This is a genomic window from Pseudomonas sp. SZ40, assembly GCF_052958135.1.
This window is the reverse complement of record NZ_JBQWIF010000062.1, coordinates 1-16212: the sequence shown is the minus strand read 5'-3', so window position 1 is coordinate 16212 and position 16212 is coordinate 1. Positions and strand designations below refer to the sequence as shown.

Below are 16212 nucleotides of genomic sequence, written 5' to 3'. Positions count from 1 at the left end.
GCCTCTGCGCGGCAGATGGATTGGGTAGACACCTGTCGTAGGAGCCCGCTTGCGGGCGATTGCGGTTACGACATTCAAGCAGGTGTGTCGCGGCCGAGATCGATTCATTGGCAAGTCGACTCCTGCAGCGTGGTAGGCAGCCGGAGGTACCGATGGCTACCTCCGGTTTCAGCCACAGCCAGGAATCAGCCGAGCTGTTCCATGATCTCGTCGGAGACTTCGGCGTTGTGGTAGACGTTCTGTACGTCGTCCAGGTCTTCGAGCATATCGATCAGCTTGAATACCTTCTGCGCGGTTTCCAGATCGGTGATCGGTGCGCTGATCGACGGGATCATGGCGATATCCGCCTCTTCACCCTTGAAGCCGGCAGCGTTCAGCGCTTCGTTCACCGCATGGAACTCGGTGAAGCTGGTCGAGACCAGCGCAGCGCCGTCATCGCCCATTTCCACGTCATCGGCGCCGGCTTCCAGCGCTGCTTCCATCAGCGCATCTTCATCGACGCCGGAAGCGAAACCGATCTGCCCTCTGCGTTCGAACATGTAAGCCACCGAGCCATCGGTGCCCAGGTTGCCGCCACACTTGGTGAACGCATGGCGCACTTCGGCGGCGGTGCGGTTGCGGTTGTCGGTCATCACTTCGACGATGATCGCCACACCGCTCGGCGCATAACCTTCGTAGCTGAACTCGACGACGTTGTCGGCTTCGTTGTTACCGGCACCGCGGGCGATGGCACGGTCGATCACGTCGCGGGACATGTTGTTGGTCAGAGCCTTGTCGACGGCCAGGCGCAGGCGCGGATTGTCCGCCGGGATCGGCCCGCCATGCTTGGCGGCGACGGTCAGCTCACGGATGAGCTTGGTGAAGATCTTGCCGCGCTTGGCGTCCTGGCGTCCCTTGCGGTGCTTGATGTTGGCCCATTTGGAATGACCGGCCATATTCCACTCCAGATTTTTCAGATTTCACAATGAACGAGCCCAGGTTTCCCTGGGCTCGGCATACCGCTTGGCGCTTACTCCGCCTTGGGTTGTTCGCGAAGGCGAATGTGCAGCTCGCGCAGCGATTTGCCGTCCACTACACCCGGCGCCTGGGTCATGACGCAGGCAGCGCTCTGGGTTTTCGGGAAGGCGATGACTTCGCGAATCGAGCTCGCACCGGTCATCAGCATCACCAGGCGGTCGAGGCCGAAGGCCAGACCACCATGGGGCGGTGCACCGTACTTGAGGGCGTCGAGCAGGAAGCCGAACTTCTCCTGCTGCTCGTCTTCGCTGATGCCCAGCACGCGGAACACGGTCTGCTGCATGCCCTTGTCATGGATACGGATCGAACCGCCACCCAGTTCGGTACCGTTGAGCACCAGGTCGTAGGCGCGGGACAGGGCCGCGGCCGGGTTGGCCTCGAGCTCTTCGGCCGAGCATTTCGGCGACGTGAACGGGTGGTGCATGGCGGTCAGGCTGCCGTCGTCGTTCTCTTCGAACATCGGGAAGTCGACGACCCACAGCGGTGCCCACTCGGCAGTCAGCAGGTTCAGGTCATGGCCGAGCTTGATGCGCAGCGCGCCCAGCGCATCGCAAACCACCTTGGCCTTGTCGGCCCCGAAGAACACGATGTCACCGTCGACAGCGCCAACGCGGTCGAGGATCACGTTGAGGTTCGGCTCGGCGATGTTCTTGACGATCGGCGACTGCAGACCTTCGACGCCGTTGGCGCGCTCGTTGACCTTGATGTAGGCCAGGCCCTTGGCACCGTAGTTGCCGACGAACTTGGTGTAGTCGTCGATCTGCTTGCGCGGCATGCTCGCCCCGCCCGGTACGCGCAACGCAGCAACGCGGCCTTTCGGATCGTTGGCCGGGCCGGAGAAGACCTTGAAGTCGACATCCTTGAGCTGATCGGCAACGTCGACCAGCTCCATCGGAATGCGCAGGTCCGGCTTGTCGGAGCCGAAACGACGCATGGCTTCGGCCAGGGTCATGTGCGGCAGCTCGGCGAACTCGACGCCCAGCACTTCCTTGAACAGGTTGCGGATCATGGTCTCGGTGAGATGCATGATGTCGGCTTCGTCGAGGAAGCTGGTTTCGATGTCGATCTGGGTGAATTCCGGCTGGCGGTCGGCACGCAGGTCTTCATCGCGGAAGCACTTGGCGATCTGGTAGTAGCGGTCGAAGCCAGCAACCATCAGCAACTGCTTGAACAGCTGGGGCGACTGCGGCAGGGCGAAGAAGCTGCCGGCGTGGGTGCGGCTCGGCACCAGGTAGTCACGGGCACCTTCCGGGGTAGCGCGGGTGAGGATCGGCGTTTCCACGTCGAGGAAGCCGTTCTCGTCCAGGTAGCGACGGATGCTGCTGGTGATGCGCGAACGCAACTTGAGCTTCTCGGCCATTTCCGGGCGGCGCAGGTCGATGAAACGATAGCGCAGGCGGGTTTCTTCACCGACATCGGAGTATTCGTTGAGCGGGAACGGCGGGGTTTCCGCTTCGTTCAGCACCTCCAGCTCGTAGCCGAGCACTTCGATAGCGCCAGAGGCCATGTTGGCGTTGACCGCTCCGGCCGGACGCAGACGTACCTTGCCGGTGATCTTGACCACGTATTCGCTGCGCACGCGGTCAGCCTTGGCGAAGGTGTCGGCGCGATCCGGGTCGAACACCACCTGAGCCAGGCCTTCACGGTCACGGATGTCGAGGAAGATCACGCCACCGTGGTCACGGCGACGGTGAACCCATCCGCAGAGGGTGATTTCCTGGCCTTCCAGGCTTTCGTTCAACTGGCCGCAATAGTGGCTGCGCATCATGGGGATAATCGCTTCTCTTGAGTCTGAAATTCATTGAACCGCGAGCCGGCGTCTTTCGTCCGATCCGGCGCTAAGCATTGCGCGGATTGGCACGGACAAGCCAGACGGTCTGTCGCTGCAGCAAAGCAGCCGATTATATATGGTTAAGCAGCACCGCGCAGCCGAGCAAGCATCCATCGACGTCACGCATAGTTTTCGCTGATCGCTGCCATTGATACAAAGCACATGGTCACTCGGGTTCACCATGATAGGCTCTGCCCATCTGCAAGGCTAAGCGCCCCATTACCACCAACAGGAGAAAAATCCATGGAAATCAACATCGGAATCGCTGAACAGGATCGCGCCTCCATCGCCGAAGGTCTGTCGCGCCTGCTGGCCGACACCTACACCCTGTACCTGAAAACCCACAACTTCCACTGGAACGTTACCGGGCCGATGTTCAACACCCTGCACCTGATGTTCGAAGGTCAGTACACCGAACTGGCGCTGGCTGTCGACGCCATCGCCGAGCGTATCCGCGCCCTGGGTTTCCCGGCGCCGGGCACCTACGCCGCCTACGCCCGCCTGTCCTCGATCAAGGAAGAGGAAAATGTGCCGAGCGCCGACGAGATGATCAAGCTGCTGGTTCAGGGCCAGGAAGCGGTGGTGCGCACCGCCCGCGGGATCTTCCCGCTGCTGGACAAGGTCAGCGACGAGCCGACCGCCGACCTGCTGACCCAGCGCATGCAGGTTCACGAGAAAACCGCGTGGATGCTGCGCAGCCTGCTGGCTTCCTGATCCCCCCTGATGGCCGCCACTCTGGCGGCCATCATTCATTCCCGCCTCCATATTCGCGCAACAACCGCACACTATCGCAGCGCTGATTTGAGAAGCCCCCTCCTTTGCTGTTAAATACGCCCCGTGCCGTCATGCCGAGCCTTCGGAAGACGCATAGGCTGGCCCTCTCGTTTATTCCATCGCCCTTACGTCACGGCAAATCGCGTGGAGCCAGCTCTTCCTGGTGATCCTTTATCAAGTGAGTGCGTTAAACATGTTGAAAATCGTCCACCTGCTGGTGGGGCTGTCCGCCCTGCTGTTATCCACCACACCCAGCCTGAGCGACCACGCCCAGCCGTTCCTGCAACATGCGGACGCCCTGTGCCTGGCTCTCTTCGGCTTTCTCAATCTACTACTGGCCACTCAGTTCCCGATCTGGCACAACAACCTGCGTCAACAACTGCAAAACCTGGTGTGCGCCCTGCTGATCCTCGGCACACTGCTGCAAGCACTGATTCTGCTTGCACCGCTGCCCTTGATCGCCGAGCAGCCAGCTCTTCTGTTCAGCCTGCTGATCATTTCCATCGCTGTCGCCCTGCATCTGGCGACCAATCTGCGCTTCGACAGACAGAAAACCTCCGTACCACAGGACCTGGGTGATCGCGAGACCGGTACGGTCAAGTGGTTCAACACCTCCAAGGGTTTCGGCTTCATCTCCCGCGATGTGGGCGAGGACATCTTCGTGCACTTCCGCGCCATTCGCGGCGAAGGCCATCGCGTTCTGGTCGAAGGCCAGCGCGTCGAGTTTTCCGTGATGCAGCGTGACAAGGGCCTGCAGGCTGAAGACGTGATCGCGGCGTTGCCGACCCGACGCTGAATCACCGCACAAAGAAAAGCCCGCAGCGATGCGGGCTTTTTGGTTTTCGAGGCATGCACTCAATAATGAGGCGGCGGCGCCTCATCCTGAGCACTGCCGAAGGGGCTGACCTCGTCCTGCCGCTTGGCCAGCGCCTGCATGTGCAGTTGCAGTCGCTCGATGAGTTTTTGCTGCTCCACGAGCGCATCGTTGAGCGCCTGGATGGTGTCGTCCTGAAACGCCTGACGGCTCTCCAGTTCGACAATGCGATCTTCCAGAACCTTCATTCATGCATCCCCTGCACGAAACTGCCCCGGCATGACCGAACGCAGCCTCTCACGCAGAGCGGACACCTGCTCCGGCTGGTAAGGCTTCGCCGGGTGGCGACCCCACACGGGAGCGGGCCAGGCATCATCGCCGCGGTAACGCACGATCACGTGCATGTGCAACTGACTGACCACATTACCGAGGGTGGCGATATTGATCTTGTCCGCCTTGAAGGCATCCTTCAGCACCTCGGCAAGCAGCGCGGTTTCCGCCCACAGGGCACGCTGATCATCGGCATCGAGCTGGAACACTTCGCTGACATCCTCCCGGCGCGGAACCAGAATGAACCACGGATAGCGCGCATCGTTGCTAAGCAGCAGACGGCTCAGGGGAAACTCCCCGAGCACGAAAGTGTCCTGCTGCAGGCGTGAATCCAGAACGAACATCAACTCACCACTCGACGTAAAAGGTAGCCACCGAAGGAGCGTCGGCGACCGAAACAAGGGCGGCCAGCATACCGGTCATCTGGCGAAAATTTAACCCTGGCAGTGATGCACCAAAAAGTCGCAGAGCCCCCGCAAGAAAATTTCAACACGCACCATATTGTTTCCCAAAGTAAACATTGCTGGAACAGCCGAGACCTTAATTAAAACTCATTATCAAGAAAACCCACTAAAAGATTCCCACCTACTAATAAGCTTCCTAAGTACTGCGCTGAAAATGACAACTTTACGTCGAAAATTTGTATTTTCATTCCGCAAAACGACCTATTTAGACGCACTGGCCTATTTATTCGGCGGCATGGGCAATTTGAGCACGAGTCTTGCTTTAAAGCCTGCAACGCTCCTGTTCAGGGCAACGTGGTAACGTCACCGCGCCTGATCAAGAGCTGAAAAATAGTCGGCAGGTGCTGCACGAGTGGAGATGCTTGAGATTGCGACGTACCTCCTAGCCGCTTTGCGACAAAAGCAGAGGAGTGCGACCAGTGGATAGATTGAAACTATCGCCATACAAAGCGCCGTGCTATAAGTTCCATCCGACACAAAAAGAAATAGAGCTGCTCTCCATAACAACCAACTGAGCAGTGGAACTACTCTTCTAAACCAAAGGAGCAAATCACGATGCGAGTGATGAAGTGGAGCGTAATCGCCCTGGCAGTAGCCGCGGGTACCTCTCAAATGGCAGTGGCTTCGGACCAGTCCGAATCCAAGGGTTTCGTCGAAGACAGCAGCCTGTCGCTCCTTGCGCGCAGCATGTACTACAACCGTGATGCTCGGAACGGCGCTTCTCGCGGTACCCAAGGCAACGGTTACTCCGAAGAGTGGGGCGCCAGCGCCCGTGCTCTGTTCGAATCCGGCTTCACTCAAGGCACCGTAGGTTTTGGCGTTAACGCCTATGCTGGCACCCTGTGGCAGCTGGATACCGGTAGTGGCCGCCGCGGCGTTGGTATGTTCCCGAGGAACGAAGGCAAAGATCTGACCATTGCGAACGCTGCGGTCAAAGCTCGCGTCTCCAACACCGTCCTGACCTACGGTTCGCAAATGCCGGCACTGCCGGTACTTGCCTACGATGACGGCCGCCTGCTGCCGGAAACCTTCGAAGGCACCATGATCACCAGCACCGAGATCGAAGGTCTTGAGCTGAACGCAGGTCGCTTCACCGCCTACAACGCAATGAATCAATCTGGACGTGACAGCGGCGGCAGCCCGAACAATCCAGGCGTACTGAAATCCATCGACGTTGTCGGCGGATCTTATACGTTCACTGATGATTTCAGCGCCGCTCTGTACTACAGCGATTTGGAAGATCAGTACAAGCGTAAATATGCGAACCTGAACTACAACCTGCCGCTGACCGAAGAACAATCTCTGGGCTTCGATTTCAACGTCTACAACAGCGACTACAATCGCCAGATTGGTGGCGGTGACAACACCATCTGGAGCCTGGCAGCCAAGTACAGCATTGGCGCTCATGCCTTCACTATCGCTCACCAGCGCAACACCGGCAGCCAAGGCTTCCTGTATGGCAGCGGCGACGGCGGCGGCGCAATTTTCGTAGCTAACAGCTTCCTGTCCGACTTCAACCTTGAAGACGAGCGTTCCTGGCAGGCCAGCTACGACATCAACTTCGCGTCGTACGGTGTTCCAGGTCTGGCCTTCAAAACCGCTTACATCTGGGCTGACAACATCACCTCCCGCAATGCCGCTGGCGACGTCACAAATACCAACGGTAAAGAGCACGAGTTCTTCAACCAGGTGGCATACACCGTACAGAATGGTGCAGCCAAGGATCTTTCCTTCCGCCTGCGTGCTTCGCTGCTGCGTGCCAACTCGGCAGTTAGTGACATCAACATCGATGACACCAACGAAGTCCGCTTCTACGTGAACTACCCGCTCAGCGTTCTGTAATCTCGCGCAAGCCTGATAACGGTTCAGAAAACCCGGCTTCGGCCGGGTTTTTTATTGACTGAAAGAAGCCCTCGAGGCGAGTCAGCCAAGAACAGCACATTGAACCAGCCAGAGATCGACTCCAGACGCCCACAAGCGCACCAATATGGAATGCCCGAGCAGACGTGACGCCCCGCCTTGACGCACAAGCCTGACTCCCATCCCTCACGGGTATTCTGCGTCCTGTACGCCACAGAGCTGTCGCCGTACAATGCCGAGCCATAAAAATCCCCTTTGCAACCGACAGAACGGCCCATCATGCGTACCAGTCAGTTCCTGCTTTCGACCCTCAAAGAAACGCCTTCCGATGCTGTCGTCATCAGCCACCAGCTGATGCTGCGCGCCGGGATGATCCGCAAGCTCGCCTCCGGTCTCTATACCTGGCTGCCGATGGGCCTGCGCACCCTGCGCAAGGTAGAGAAGATCGTGCGTGAAGAGATGGACGCTGCCGGTGCCCTGGAAGTGTTGATGCCCGCCATTCAGCCTGCCGAACTGTGGCAGGAGTCCGGTCGCTGGGTGCAGTACGGCCCGGAACTGCTGCGCGTGAAGGATCGCCATGACCGCGAGTTCTGCGTTGGCCCAACCCACGAAGAGGTCATCACCGACCTGGCCCGCAACGAGCTGAACAGCTACAAGCAGTTGCCGTTGAACCTGTACCAGATCCAGACCAAATTCCGCGATGAAATCCGCCCGCGCTTCGGCTTGATGCGTGGCCGTGAGTTCATCATGAAGGACGCCTACTCCTTCCACGCCGACCAGGCTTCCCTGCAGCAGACCTACGACCGCATGCACCAGGCCTACTGCAATGTCTTCACCCGCCTGGGCCTGAACTTCCGCCCGGTAGTGGCCGACAACGGCTCGATCGGTGGCGCCGGTTCCCACGAGTTCCACGTGCTGGCCGACTCCGGCGAAGATGACATCGTGTTCAGCAATGTCTCCGACTACGCTGCCAACATCGAAAAGGCCGAAGCGATTCCACGCGAGACCACTCGCCCGGCAGCCGCTGAAGAACTGCGCCTGGTCGACACGCCAAACGCGAAAACCATTCAGCAACTGGTGGATGGCTTCGATCTGCCCATCGAGCGCACCATCAAGACGCTGATCGTGCACGCCGAAGAAGAAGGCAAGCTGATCGCGCTGATCATCCGTGGCGACCACGAGCTGAACGAGATCAAGGCAGGCAACCAGCCGGGCGTCGCCAGCCCGCTGGTAATGGCTTCGGATGCCGAACTGCGTGCCGCCATCGGTGCTGGCGCCGGTTCTCTGGGCCCACTGAATCTGCCGCTGCCGATCATCATCGACCGCTCGGTAGAGCTGATGAGCGATTTCGCCATCGGTGCCAACATCGACGACAAGCACTATTTCGGCGTCAACTGGGAGCGCGACCTGCCCGTGCCGACCGTTGCCGACCTGCGCAACGTGGTGGCCGGCGACCCGAGCCCGGACGGCCAGGGCACCCTGGAAATCAAGCGTGGCATCGAAGTCGGGCACATCTTCCAGCTGGGCAGCAAATACAGCGAATCGATGAACTGCCAGGTGCTGGGCGAGAACGGCAAGCCGGTCACCCTGAGCATGGGCTGCTACGGCATCGGTGTTTCCCGCGTGGTGGCAGCTGCCATCGAACAGAACTCCGACGAGCGCGGCATCATCTGGAACGACACCCTGGCGCCCTTCCAGATCGCTTTGGTGCCGCTGCGTTACGAGACCGACGCGGTGCGTGAGGCGACTGACACGCTGTATGCGGAGCTTACCGCTGCCGGCTTTGACGTATTGCTCGACGACCGTGACAAAAAGACCAGTCCGGGCATCAAATTCGCGGACATGGAATTGATCGGCATCCCGCATCGCATCGTGGTCAGCGACCGCGGTCTCGCCGAAGGCAATCTGGAATACAAGAGCCGCGTGGAAACCGAGGCTCAGCCGGTTGCCGTTGCCGATGTCCTGTCGTTCATCCAGAACCGTATCCGTCGCTGACCCGCCAAAGAGCCGTCATGTTCAAGCGAAGCACCTTACGCCTCGTCGGCGCCACTACCTGTGGCGCCCTGCTCCTCACTGGCTGTGCCAATCATTTGCCACAGCGCAGCGAGCACGAGGAGCGCATCGAGCGCAAACTGTTGAGCCACAGCCTGCAGATCGACGTCGGCCAGCCTCAGGTCCTGGAGCTGCCGCAGCGTCGTGTGCGGGTGCACGAGCAGAAGGTCTTCGAGGTGACGCCCTTCGAGGTCACGCGCCACTACGATCGCTACACGCCGTATCAGCCCTGGCGCGAAATCTACGAGGTGCCGCTGGGCGCGGTGGCCATCGTTGGCGGCGTTGGCGCCAACGTGCTCAACGTGGTGGCCCTCGGGCGCTTGCCGGATACAGCGACCAAGGACTGGATCAGCTACGGCGTGGCGGGTATCAATCCGTTCATGAACGTCGAGTCCAACGGCCGCTCGCAACAGAACCTGGCCGGTATCGATGAAAAACGTCAGGACACCCGTACCGAATACTCCAGTTTGCCGTGGGCCGAGCGGCCGGTGCTGATCAAGGCCGGCGACCAGACCCACGAACTACTGACCGATCGCAACGGCGTGCTGCGCCTGAACCTGCTCGACGGCCCCTTCGCCGATCAGGACATCGCCCGTATCGGCACGCTGCTGCTGACGGTCAACGACGATCAGGACTCGACCAGTGCCGAAGCCACGTTGCTGGTCAGCCGAACCCTGCGCGGCAAGCTGCGCGAGGCCCATGACCTGATCTATGACGATCTCGAAGGCGCGGAAGTCGAGCAGTGGGTACATCGGGTCAAGCGCCTGTCCGAACTGGGCCTCGAAGAAGAAGCCAGCGAGCTCGAACAGAGCCTGATCGAACTGACGCGCAACGACCCAGAACTGCAGGCGGCGTTTCTCAAGTCGCTGACCGATGATGCAGGACGGCTGGTCGCCGATCCCGGCGAAGATTAAGCACTCACCGGCGCACGACGAAATCCGTGTGCCCTTGCCAGGGCTGCTCCTGCAGCTCGAGCTCGGTCACCCTGGCCTGCGGTGGCCCACTTTTCAGCCAGCTCGCCAACGCGCGAACAGCAGCCGGATCGCCTTCGAAGGACACTCCGACCCGGCCATCACCGAGGTTACGCACCCACCCACACAGCCCCAGACGGACGGCCTCGGCCGCGGTGTCCTGGCGAAAACCAACGCCTTGAACGCGCCCCGTCACATGGCCGTGCATACTCGAACCGGTCACCGCTCTACCCTTCCTGACGCAATGCAGCGAGGCGCGCCTTGAGCCCCTCGGCATTCTGCTCGCCAAGCAACCGCTCGCGCACCTTACCCTTGTCGTCGACGATATAGGTCACCGGCAGTGCATCACTGGGTGGCAATCCGTAACGCTCGGCGGGGTCCTTGGCCAGCACGGTGAACTCGATGCCCAGCGCCTCGGCGGCACGGGTGAGCTCATCACCCTGCAAGCCATCGAAGTTGACACCGAACACACTTACCGCCTGTTTCTCCAGCTCCGGGCTCAGCGCATTCAGCTCGGGGATCTCGGAACGGCAGGGGCCGCACCATTCAGCCCAATAATTGATGACCAACCACTGGCCTTCAAGGCGCTCAGCCGCTACCTTTCGCCCATGCTGGTCGACACCGAAGTCATCCCCGCATCCCGCCAGCGCCAATCCGGCGACGAGCACCATCATGATCCGAATGACTGACTGGAGTCGCTTTACCATGGAAACGGTCCTCATACCGGTAGGGTTGCTATGACACTGGATGCCTTGCAGCTCGACGTACCCGACGCGCAGCAGACCAAATCGACTACCCAGGCCGAACTGGCCGAGCGGCTCGACGCGGCTCGCCAGCAGCCCGTGCAAGCCGGACTGCAGGAGACGCAAGCATTGCTCGCACGCCTCAATCGCAGTGCAATGACCTTACTCGAAAGGCAGCGCACGCTGCAAAATTTCAGCGATGAATATCGTCATTACAGCGCCGCCGAACACGGCGTGCCTTCGGTGCAGTTGCTTGCGCTGTGCAGCGAGCTGGCCATCGGCTTCAAGCGCCTGTTGCTGCAAATATTCCAGGGGCACAAGCCGTCTCGCCCTCACCTGGCCTGGTGCCTGTACATGGCCCAGCACTTCATTGCCCAGACGCTGCTGCGCAACTATCAGCAGTACCGCGAGCCCGCCGCCGAACTGTGGCGCGACAGCCACCTGTTGTACTGGCTCGGCGAGCAGCAGGACTGCCTCGACGAACCAGTGGCGGCAGCCTTCCTGCCAACGCCTGCCGATACGTTGCGCGGCCTCTACCAGCAAATGCTGTTGCTGGCCCTGAGCAATCCGCCCCACCTGCTTCCCGAAGAAAGCGAGCGACTGTTCGCGGCCCTGGCACCGCTGGCAGCGACCGCCCGGCTGTTGCACTGGGATGTGGAGGACAAATCCGAAGGCGCGCTGATCGATCTGGCTCGCGCCCAGCCCTGCCTGACCTATCTGCAACGACCGGAAGCCGGCTCGGATACGCTGCGTCGCCTGGAACTGGGCGCACTGCAGGTGGCGCTGAGCGAGCCTGCACCCTTGCAGAGCAGCGCCGAGCGTGAGCTGCTCGAACGGGTACAACAGCACTGGTACGGCAACAATCAACGCCGCCACCTGCGTACACCGCAGCAAAGCGATTGCCGGCTGGCGATTGGCGTACCGGCCATTCATGCGCAACTGCTCGAGCAACGTCCGCAATGCACGCCGGGGCAGATCCTCGATGTCGGCCCCGGCGGCGCGCGCCTGCTCTGCTCCGCCCAGGCAGCGAGCACATTGCCCATCGGCCAGCTGGTGCTGCTGATCGCCGAGAGCGACGTCCTCGCGCTGGTCTGCTGGCGGCACCTGAATGCCGAGGGCCTGCATCTCGGCCTGCGCTACCTCAAGGGGCTGGCGCAACCGACCTGGCTCAGGCGCACACCCAGCAGCCAGCCCCACCTCGGCATCCTGCAGAGCACACCAAAGCCCAGCAACGGCTGGCACCACGGCCTGTGGGTGCCACGCAACCAGTTCGCCGACGAAGAGAATCTCTGGCTGCAGCTACCCAACGCGGTCAGCCAGAACCAACTGCAACTGCCACCCTGCAATCTGGCCAGCGCCACGGTTAGCCGCCACCCGCTCGAACTGCCATAAATGAGAGACAGGTCACACCGAACGCCGGCCTGGCGCACAGTCTTGCAACAGGTCAGCTCTTTATACTTTCGCGCTGACGTCCTTTTGCAGCCAGGGAAAGCCCCATGCCCAACGCTCACGACACGCTGATCGGCCACGTACCGGCGCACCTCATCGAGGGTGCGCACTTGCAACTCACCGCTTACGAAGGCCGGGTGGCCGAATTCAACATCGCTGCCTGGTTGCACCTGCCAGGTCAAGCCAACAGCCTGGTCTCGCTGCAGGTCAGCTACCGCGACGGTGGCCAGCTGCGCTCGGTGAATCTGGATCATGCCAAGGTGGGCGCCCAGGACAGAATCCTTCTGTCAGGCATCGCGCGCCTGGCCGTTTCGCAGCGCATCGAGGACATGCAGATTCGCCTGCGCACGGCATTGCCGCGAATCGAGGTGAAGGTCGAAGAGCTATTCGTCCAAGCCGTCGAGCCGGCGATAGCGCAAACGCAAGGAAATCAGGCGAACGCCTGACTGGCGGGTGCATCGGCGCCTGGCTCTGCGGGGCTCGAAGGTGCCGCCGTTGGCGCCCCCATTCGCGCGTTGCAAACGAGAGACTCGGGCCAGCGGCTGAACGTGAGCCCGGTGATGCGATTCAGGCTCTCCAGCGCGGCCCTGCTATCTCGCGGATGAAGCATGACGACCTTCTCTGTGGCGTTACTCATGGCATGCATTCCCGACCCGGCTATCGACAACCTATTGAGTATGGCACTTAGCCAGAATCATGCCATTGTGCTGACGCCAGTTAAACGTCGACACGACAGGACTTCACCGAGTTTCGCCACCGCCCCCTGCCAGAATGGGCGCGCAACTAACGCGCAATCTGTCATTTTTTGTCACCTCCGTCGCCTTCGAGCCAGTGCGCCAGGCTGTCACCGAACAGCAGCGTCTGCTCCTCGTGCAGACGCTGCAGCGCCTGGCGCAACGCGGGATACCAGGGCTCGTCCAGCTCTGCCGGCAACTGATTGAGATGCGGCAGCGGCCAGGGACTACGTTCCAGCAACTGCTGCAACGAGTAGTGGCCAAGATCGCGACAGAGCATCCAGCTGTCTCCGCCCGTACAGGCAACCAGACGCTGGCTCTCCAGAAAGCTCAACACCTCCTCCCATTCATGCCCAGGCAACAGCCAGCCCTGCCGCTGCACATCACGGTGACGCACCTTCAGCCCCGTACGCTGCCGCGCCTGGAAGACCCGCAGAATACCCAGCAACACCAGCACGCGAGGCATCGCCTGCTTGCGCCAGTGGTGGGATACGCCGAGGTTGCACACCAGTTCGGCGCCGACGAGCACGATCAGCCAGGACATGTAGATCCACAACAGAAACAGCGGCACCGTAGCGAACGCCCCGTAGATCAATTGGTAGCCTGGAAACAGGCGCACGTAGATGCCGAAAAGTGCCTTGGCAAGCTCCAGCAATATCGCCGTGAAGAGGCCACCCCAGAACGCATGCCGCAGGGGCACTCGCGCATTGGGTACAGCGGCGTAGAGCAACGTGAACGCTGCGACACTGAATAGCAGTGGCGTGAAACGCAGCAAAGTCTTGGCACCGACGACCGCATCCGGCCCGCTGAGCAGCGAAAGCGAGGCGATGTAGGTGCTGACGGCAAAACCGGCGCCGAGCAGCATAGGCCCGAGACTGAGAATCGCCCAGTACAGCAGGAAGGTCGAAATACCCCGGCGCGGCTGCCGAACCCGCCAGATGGTGTTGAAGGTACGCTCGATAGTCACCAGCATCCAGAACGCCGTCACCGCCAGTACCGCGACGCCGATCCAGGTCAGTTGACGTGCCTGAGTGGTGAAATCGCTCAGGTATTCCTGCAGCGCCTCACCCGCCGAGGGCACGAAGTTGTGGAATATGAACGCCTGGATCTGCTCGCCACTGCCCTGGAAAGCGGGAACCGCAGACAGCATGGCAAAGGTGACCGTCATCATCGGCACCACAGCGAACAGCGTGGTGTAAGTCAGTGCGGCGGCATTGTCGGCACCGCGGTTTTCGAAAAACCGATGCCAGAGAAATCGCACGAACTCCCACCAGTCGCGCAAAAGTTGCTGCATACCTACCTCTCGGAACCGATCCATATCTCGCGAACTACCGCCCTGCAGACATCACGCTCAGCACGGCGTCAGTACGCTGCGCCAGTGAATCGAAAAGCCGGGTAGCGTTGAGGCCGAAGCCCCTGAAACCACGCCGAAATCGGGCAAGGGCGATGCAGCCGACGCATAACAGACGCTGAGCGCGCACTTAGGTTCGGATCCATTGACGCACCCGGTTCAGCGCAGGGCGCCTACGTGGTTAGAATAGCGTTCACCTGCCGCCAGAAGCGACCCTCTCATGACCGACCTGACGCTCTACCATAACCCGCGCTGCTCCAAATCTCGCGGAGCGTTGCAACTGCTCGAAGAGCGCGGTGTGCAACCGACGGTGCTGCTGTATCTGGATACGCCTCCCAGCGCCACGCAGTTGCGCGATGTGCTGGCCAAGCTGGGCATCCCGGCGCGGCAACTGCTGCGCAGCGGCGAAGACGAGTACCGCGAACTGAATCTGGCGGACGAAACCCTCAGCGAAGCGCAGCTGCTCGAGGCCATGGCCGCTCACCCGCGCCTGATCGAACGACCGATCCTGATCGCCGGCGACCGCGCCGTGATCGGCCGCCCTCCCGAGAACGTCCTGGACCTGCTGCCATGAGCAATGACTACATCCTCGTGCTGTATTACAGCCGGCATGGCGCCACTGCCGAGATGGCTCGCCACATCGCCCGAGGCGTGGAGATGCAAGGCATGGAGGCGCGCTTGCGCACCGTCCCCGCCGTATCTGCCGAGTGCGAAGCGGTCAGCGCTGCCATTCCGGCCGAGGGCGCGCCCTACGCCAGCCTCGACGACTTGAAGAATTGCGCTGGCCTGGCCCTGGGCAGCCCAACCCGCTTCGGCAACATGGCCGCACCGCTGAAGTACTTCCTCGACGGCACCAGCAACCTGTGGCTGACCGGCAGCCTGGTCGGCAAACCAGCCGGCGTATTCACCTCCACCGCCAGCCTGCATGGTGGCCAGGAGAGCACGCTGCTGTCGATGCTGCTGCCGCTGCTGCACCACGGCATGCTGATCACCGGCCTGCCGTATAGCGAGTCGGCCTTGGTCGAGACGCGCGGCGGCGGCACGCCCTATGGCGCCAGCCATCACGCAGGCGCCGACGGCAAGCGTGCGCTGGACGAGCATGAAATCACCCTGTGCCGCGCCTTGGGCCAACGCCTGGCGAGCATCGCCGCCACACTGGGAAATGACCGTGGGCAGAACCGCTAAGCCACTTCCCAGCATCGACTGGCTGCTGCCGCGCCTGCGCCTGTGCCGCTACCTGAGCCTGGCCAGCTTTCTGGGGCTGGCGGCGCTGCTGCTGATCTGGAACCTGGGTTACGCAGCGGTGCCCAGTTCGCTGTTGTGGGCGGTGCTGGCATTCCAGATGCTGCCATTGCTGCTGCTTGCACCAGGCATCATCGGCGGTCATCCGCGAACGCATTCCTGGGCCTGCTTCGTGGTCAACCTGTATTTCATCCAGGGCGTGCTTGCGGCCTTCGACCCGTCCAAGCAACTGTTCGGCTGGCTGGAAATCATCCTCAGCCTGAGCCTGTTCACCAGCGCGCTGTTCTACACCCGCTGGTGCGCGCAGTACCAGCGCATCGGCGCTGCCGGGGAATAGAATCGCCCGCAAGCGGGCTCCTATGTGACTGGTATCAATGCAGCCCTGTAGGAGCCGGCTTGCCGGCGATATGGTCAGCACGCCACGGACTCGGCTGGATACCTGCAATCGCATCGCCCGCAAGCGGGCTCCTACGTGGCTGGCACCGATGCAGCCCGTAGGAGCCGGCTTGCTGGCGATTGCTCAGCACGCCACGGATTCGGCTGGATACCTGCAATCGCATCGCCCGCAAGCGGGCTCCTA

17 protein-coding genes and 1 pseudogene are annotated in these 16212 nt (G+C 61.2%); 11 read left to right on the top strand and 7 right to left on the bottom strand.

Going from position 1 to position 16212, the window contains the following annotated elements:
* Positions 1–185 precede the first annotated feature (185 nt).
* Positions 186–935 carry a YebC/PmpR family DNA-binding transcriptional regulator gene (locus tag ACT9T4_RS25875; protein WP_042551871.1) on the bottom strand — a complete coding sequence of 250 codons (750 nt, stop codon included), beginning with the start codon at positions 933–935 and terminating at the stop codon, positions 186–188.
* Positions 936–1009: 74 nt separating this feature from the next.
* Positions 1010–2785 carry an aspartate--tRNA ligase gene (aspS, locus tag ACT9T4_RS25870; RefSeq protein ID WP_042551872.1) on the bottom strand — a complete coding sequence of 592 codons (1776 nt, stop codon included), beginning with the start codon at positions 2783–2785 and terminating at the stop codon, positions 1010–1012.
* A 306-nt stretch (positions 2786–3091) separates the two neighbouring features.
* On the opposite strand from aspS, the gene ACT9T4_RS25865 reads away from it, so the two are divergent.
* The 3 genes and pseudogenes from ACT9T4_RS25865 (at position 3092) to ACT9T4_RS25855 (ending at position 4418) form a co-directional block, all read left to right on the top strand.
* Entirely contained in the window at positions 3092–3562 is a 471-nt protein-coding gene (locus ACT9T4_RS25865) for a Dps family protein (RefSeq protein ID WP_042551873.1), read from the top strand.
* A 253-nt stretch (positions 3563–3815) separates the two neighbouring features.
* A pseudogene (locus ACT9T4_RS25860) lies at positions 3816–4136 on the top strand (cold shock domain-containing protein membrane protein); the annotation flags it as partial.
* A gap of 57 nt (positions 4137–4193) precedes the next feature.
* A complete protein-coding gene (locus tag ACT9T4_RS25855; protein WP_165496028.1) occupies positions 4194–4418 on the top strand; it encodes a cold-shock protein in 225 nt (74 codons plus the stop codon).
* A gap of 59 nt (positions 4419–4477) precedes the next feature.
* On the opposite strand, the gene ACT9T4_RS25850 is transcribed toward ACT9T4_RS25855, so the two are convergent.
* Positions 4478–4684 carry a SlyX family protein gene (locus tag ACT9T4_RS25850; protein WP_042551875.1) on the bottom strand — a complete coding sequence of 69 codons (207 nt, stop codon included), beginning with the start codon at positions 4682–4684 and terminating at the stop codon, positions 4478–4480.
* Positions 4685–5110 (bottom strand): HIT family protein, encoded by a 426-nt coding sequence (locus ACT9T4_RS25845; RefSeq protein WP_042551876.1) that lies wholly within the window; start codon positions 5108–5110, stop codon positions 4685–4687.
* 675 nt (positions 5111–5785) lie between these two features.
* On the opposite strand from ACT9T4_RS25845, the gene ACT9T4_RS25840 reads away from it, so the two are divergent.
* From ACT9T4_RS25840 to ACT9T4_RS25830, 3 genes are all read left to right on the top strand, one after another.
* On the top strand, positions 5786–7072 hold the full coding sequence (locus ACT9T4_RS25840; RefSeq protein ID WP_499119705.1) for an OprD family porin: 1287 nt from the start codon (positions 5786–5788) through the stop codon (positions 7070–7072).
* A 297-nt stretch (positions 7073–7369) separates the two neighbouring features.
* On the top strand, positions 7370–9085 hold the full coding sequence (locus tag ACT9T4_RS25835; protein ID WP_499119703.1) for a proline--tRNA ligase: 1716 nt from the start codon (positions 7370–7372) through the stop codon (positions 9083–9085).
* Between the two features lie 17 nt (positions 9086–9102).
* Positions 9103–10056 carry a hypothetical protein gene (locus ACT9T4_RS25830; protein ID WP_042551879.1) on the top strand — a complete coding sequence of 318 codons (954 nt, stop codon included), beginning with the start codon at positions 9103–9105 and terminating at the stop codon, positions 10054–10056.
* Between the two features lie 4 nt (positions 10057–10060).
* Here the strand turns inward: ACT9T4_RS25830 and ACT9T4_RS25825 are convergent, their stop codons facing one another.
* The gene (locus tag ACT9T4_RS25825; RefSeq protein ID WP_179540092.1) at positions 10061–10321 is read right to left on the bottom strand and encodes an acylphosphatase; all 261 of its coding nucleotides are present in this window, start codon (positions 10319–10321) and stop codon (positions 10061–10063) included.
* A gap of 19 nt (positions 10322–10340) precedes the next feature.
* Entirely contained in the window at positions 10341–10820 is a 480-nt protein-coding gene (locus ACT9T4_RS25820) for a TlpA disulfide reductase family protein (RefSeq protein WP_042551881.1), read from the bottom strand.
* A gap of 30 nt (positions 10821–10850) precedes the next feature.
* Here ACT9T4_RS25820 and ACT9T4_RS25815 point away from each other — a divergent pair, with 30 nt between their 5' ends.
* Positions 10851–12248: a cyclic-di-GMP receptor FimW-related protein gene (locus ACT9T4_RS25815; protein ID WP_499119700.1), complete on the top strand. Its 1398-nt coding sequence runs from the start codon at positions 10851–10853 to the stop codon at positions 12246–12248.
* A 104-nt stretch (positions 12249–12352) separates the two neighbouring features.
* Positions 12353–12751 (top strand): hypothetical protein, encoded by a 399-nt coding sequence (locus ACT9T4_RS25810; protein ID WP_179538726.1) that lies wholly within the window; start codon positions 12353–12355, stop codon positions 12749–12751.
* Positions 12752–13103: 352 nt separating this feature from the next.
* Here ACT9T4_RS25810 and ACT9T4_RS25805 read toward each other — a convergent pair whose 3' ends face one another.
* The gene (locus ACT9T4_RS25805; RefSeq protein WP_499119698.1) at positions 13104–14333 is read right to left on the bottom strand and encodes a YihY family inner membrane protein; all 1230 of its coding nucleotides are present in this window, start codon (positions 14331–14333) and stop codon (positions 13104–13106) included.
* A gap of 277 nt (positions 14334–14610) precedes the next feature.
* On the opposite strand from ACT9T4_RS25805, the gene arsC reads away from it, so the two are divergent.
* Genes arsC through ACT9T4_RS25790 form a run of 3 tightly spaced genes read left to right on the top strand, consistent with a single transcriptional unit; the run spans position 14611 to position 15969 of the window.
* A complete protein-coding gene (gene arsC / locus ACT9T4_RS25800) occupies positions 14611–14964 on the top strand; it encodes an arsenate reductase (glutaredoxin) (protein WP_042551885.1) in 354 nt (117 codons plus the stop codon).
* Positions 14961–15575, top strand: a complete 615-nt coding sequence (gene wrbA / locus ACT9T4_RS25795) for an NAD(P)H:quinone oxidoreductase (protein ID WP_179538729.1) — start codon at positions 14961–14963, stop codon at positions 15573–15575. Before arsC ends, wrbA begins: the two co-directional genes overlap by 4 nt.
* The gene (locus tag ACT9T4_RS25790; RefSeq protein WP_042552063.1) at positions 15559–15969 is read left to right on the top strand and encodes a DUF2069 domain-containing protein; all 411 of its coding nucleotides are present in this window, start codon (positions 15559–15561) and stop codon (positions 15967–15969) included. Before wrbA ends, ACT9T4_RS25790 begins: the two co-directional genes overlap by 17 nt.
* Positions 15970–16212: the final 243 nt, after the last annotated feature.

What these genes read in the sequence shown, in the direction of transcription:
- ACT9T4_RS25875 (WP_042551871.1), bottom strand. Translation starts at nt 935, where the DNA reads ATGGCCGGTCATTCCAAATGGGCCAACATCAAGCACCGCAAGGGACGC.
- aspS (WP_042551872.1), bottom strand. Translation starts at nt 2,785, where the DNA reads ATGATGCGCAGCCACTATTGCGGCCAGTTGAACGAAAGCCTGGAAGGC.
- ACT9T4_RS25865 (WP_042551873.1), top strand. Translation starts at nt 3,092, where the DNA reads ATGGAAATCAACATCGGAATCGCTGAACAGGATCGCGCCTCCATCGCC.
- ACT9T4_RS25850 (WP_042551875.1), bottom strand. Translation starts at nt 4,684, where the DNA reads ATGAAGGTTCTGGAAGATCGCATTGTCGAACTGGAGAGCCGTCAGGCG.
- ACT9T4_RS25845 (WP_042551876.1), bottom strand. Translation starts at nt 5,110, where the DNA reads ATGTTCGTTCTGGATTCACGCCTGCAGCAGGACACTTTCGTGCTCGGG.
- ACT9T4_RS25840 (WP_499119705.1), top strand. Translation starts at nt 5,786, where the DNA reads ATGCGAGTGATGAAGTGGAGCGTAATCGCCCTGGCAGTAGCCGCGGGT.
- ACT9T4_RS25835 (WP_499119703.1), top strand. Translation starts at nt 7,370, where the DNA reads ATGCGTACCAGTCAGTTCCTGCTTTCGACCCTCAAAGAAACGCCTTCC.
- ACT9T4_RS25830 (WP_042551879.1), top strand. Translation starts at nt 9,103, where the DNA reads ATGTTCAAGCGAAGCACCTTACGCCTCGTCGGCGCCACTACCTGTGGC.
- ACT9T4_RS25825 (WP_179540092.1), bottom strand. Translation starts at nt 10,321, where the DNA reads ATGCACGGCCATGTGACGGGGCGCGTTCAAGGCGTTGGTTTTCGCCAG.
- ACT9T4_RS25820 (WP_042551881.1), bottom strand. Translation starts at nt 10,820, where the DNA reads ATGGTAAAGCGACTCCAGTCAGTCATTCGGATCATGATGGTGCTCGTC.
- ACT9T4_RS25815 (WP_499119700.1), top strand. Translation starts at nt 10,851, where the DNA reads ATGACACTGGATGCCTTGCAGCTCGACGTACCCGACGCGCAGCAGACC.
- ACT9T4_RS25810 (WP_179538726.1), top strand. Translation starts at nt 12,353, where the DNA reads ATGCCCAACGCTCACGACACGCTGATCGGCCACGTACCGGCGCACCTC.
- ACT9T4_RS25805 (WP_499119698.1), bottom strand. Translation starts at nt 14,333, where the DNA reads ATGCAGCAACTTTTGCGCGACTGGTGGGAGTTCGTGCGATTTCTCTGG.
- arsC (WP_042551885.1), top strand. Translation starts at nt 14,611, where the DNA reads ATGACCGACCTGACGCTCTACCATAACCCGCGCTGCTCCAAATCTCGC.
- wrbA (WP_179538729.1), top strand. Translation starts at nt 14,961, where the DNA reads ATGAGCAATGACTACATCCTCGTGCTGTATTACAGCCGGCATGGCGCC.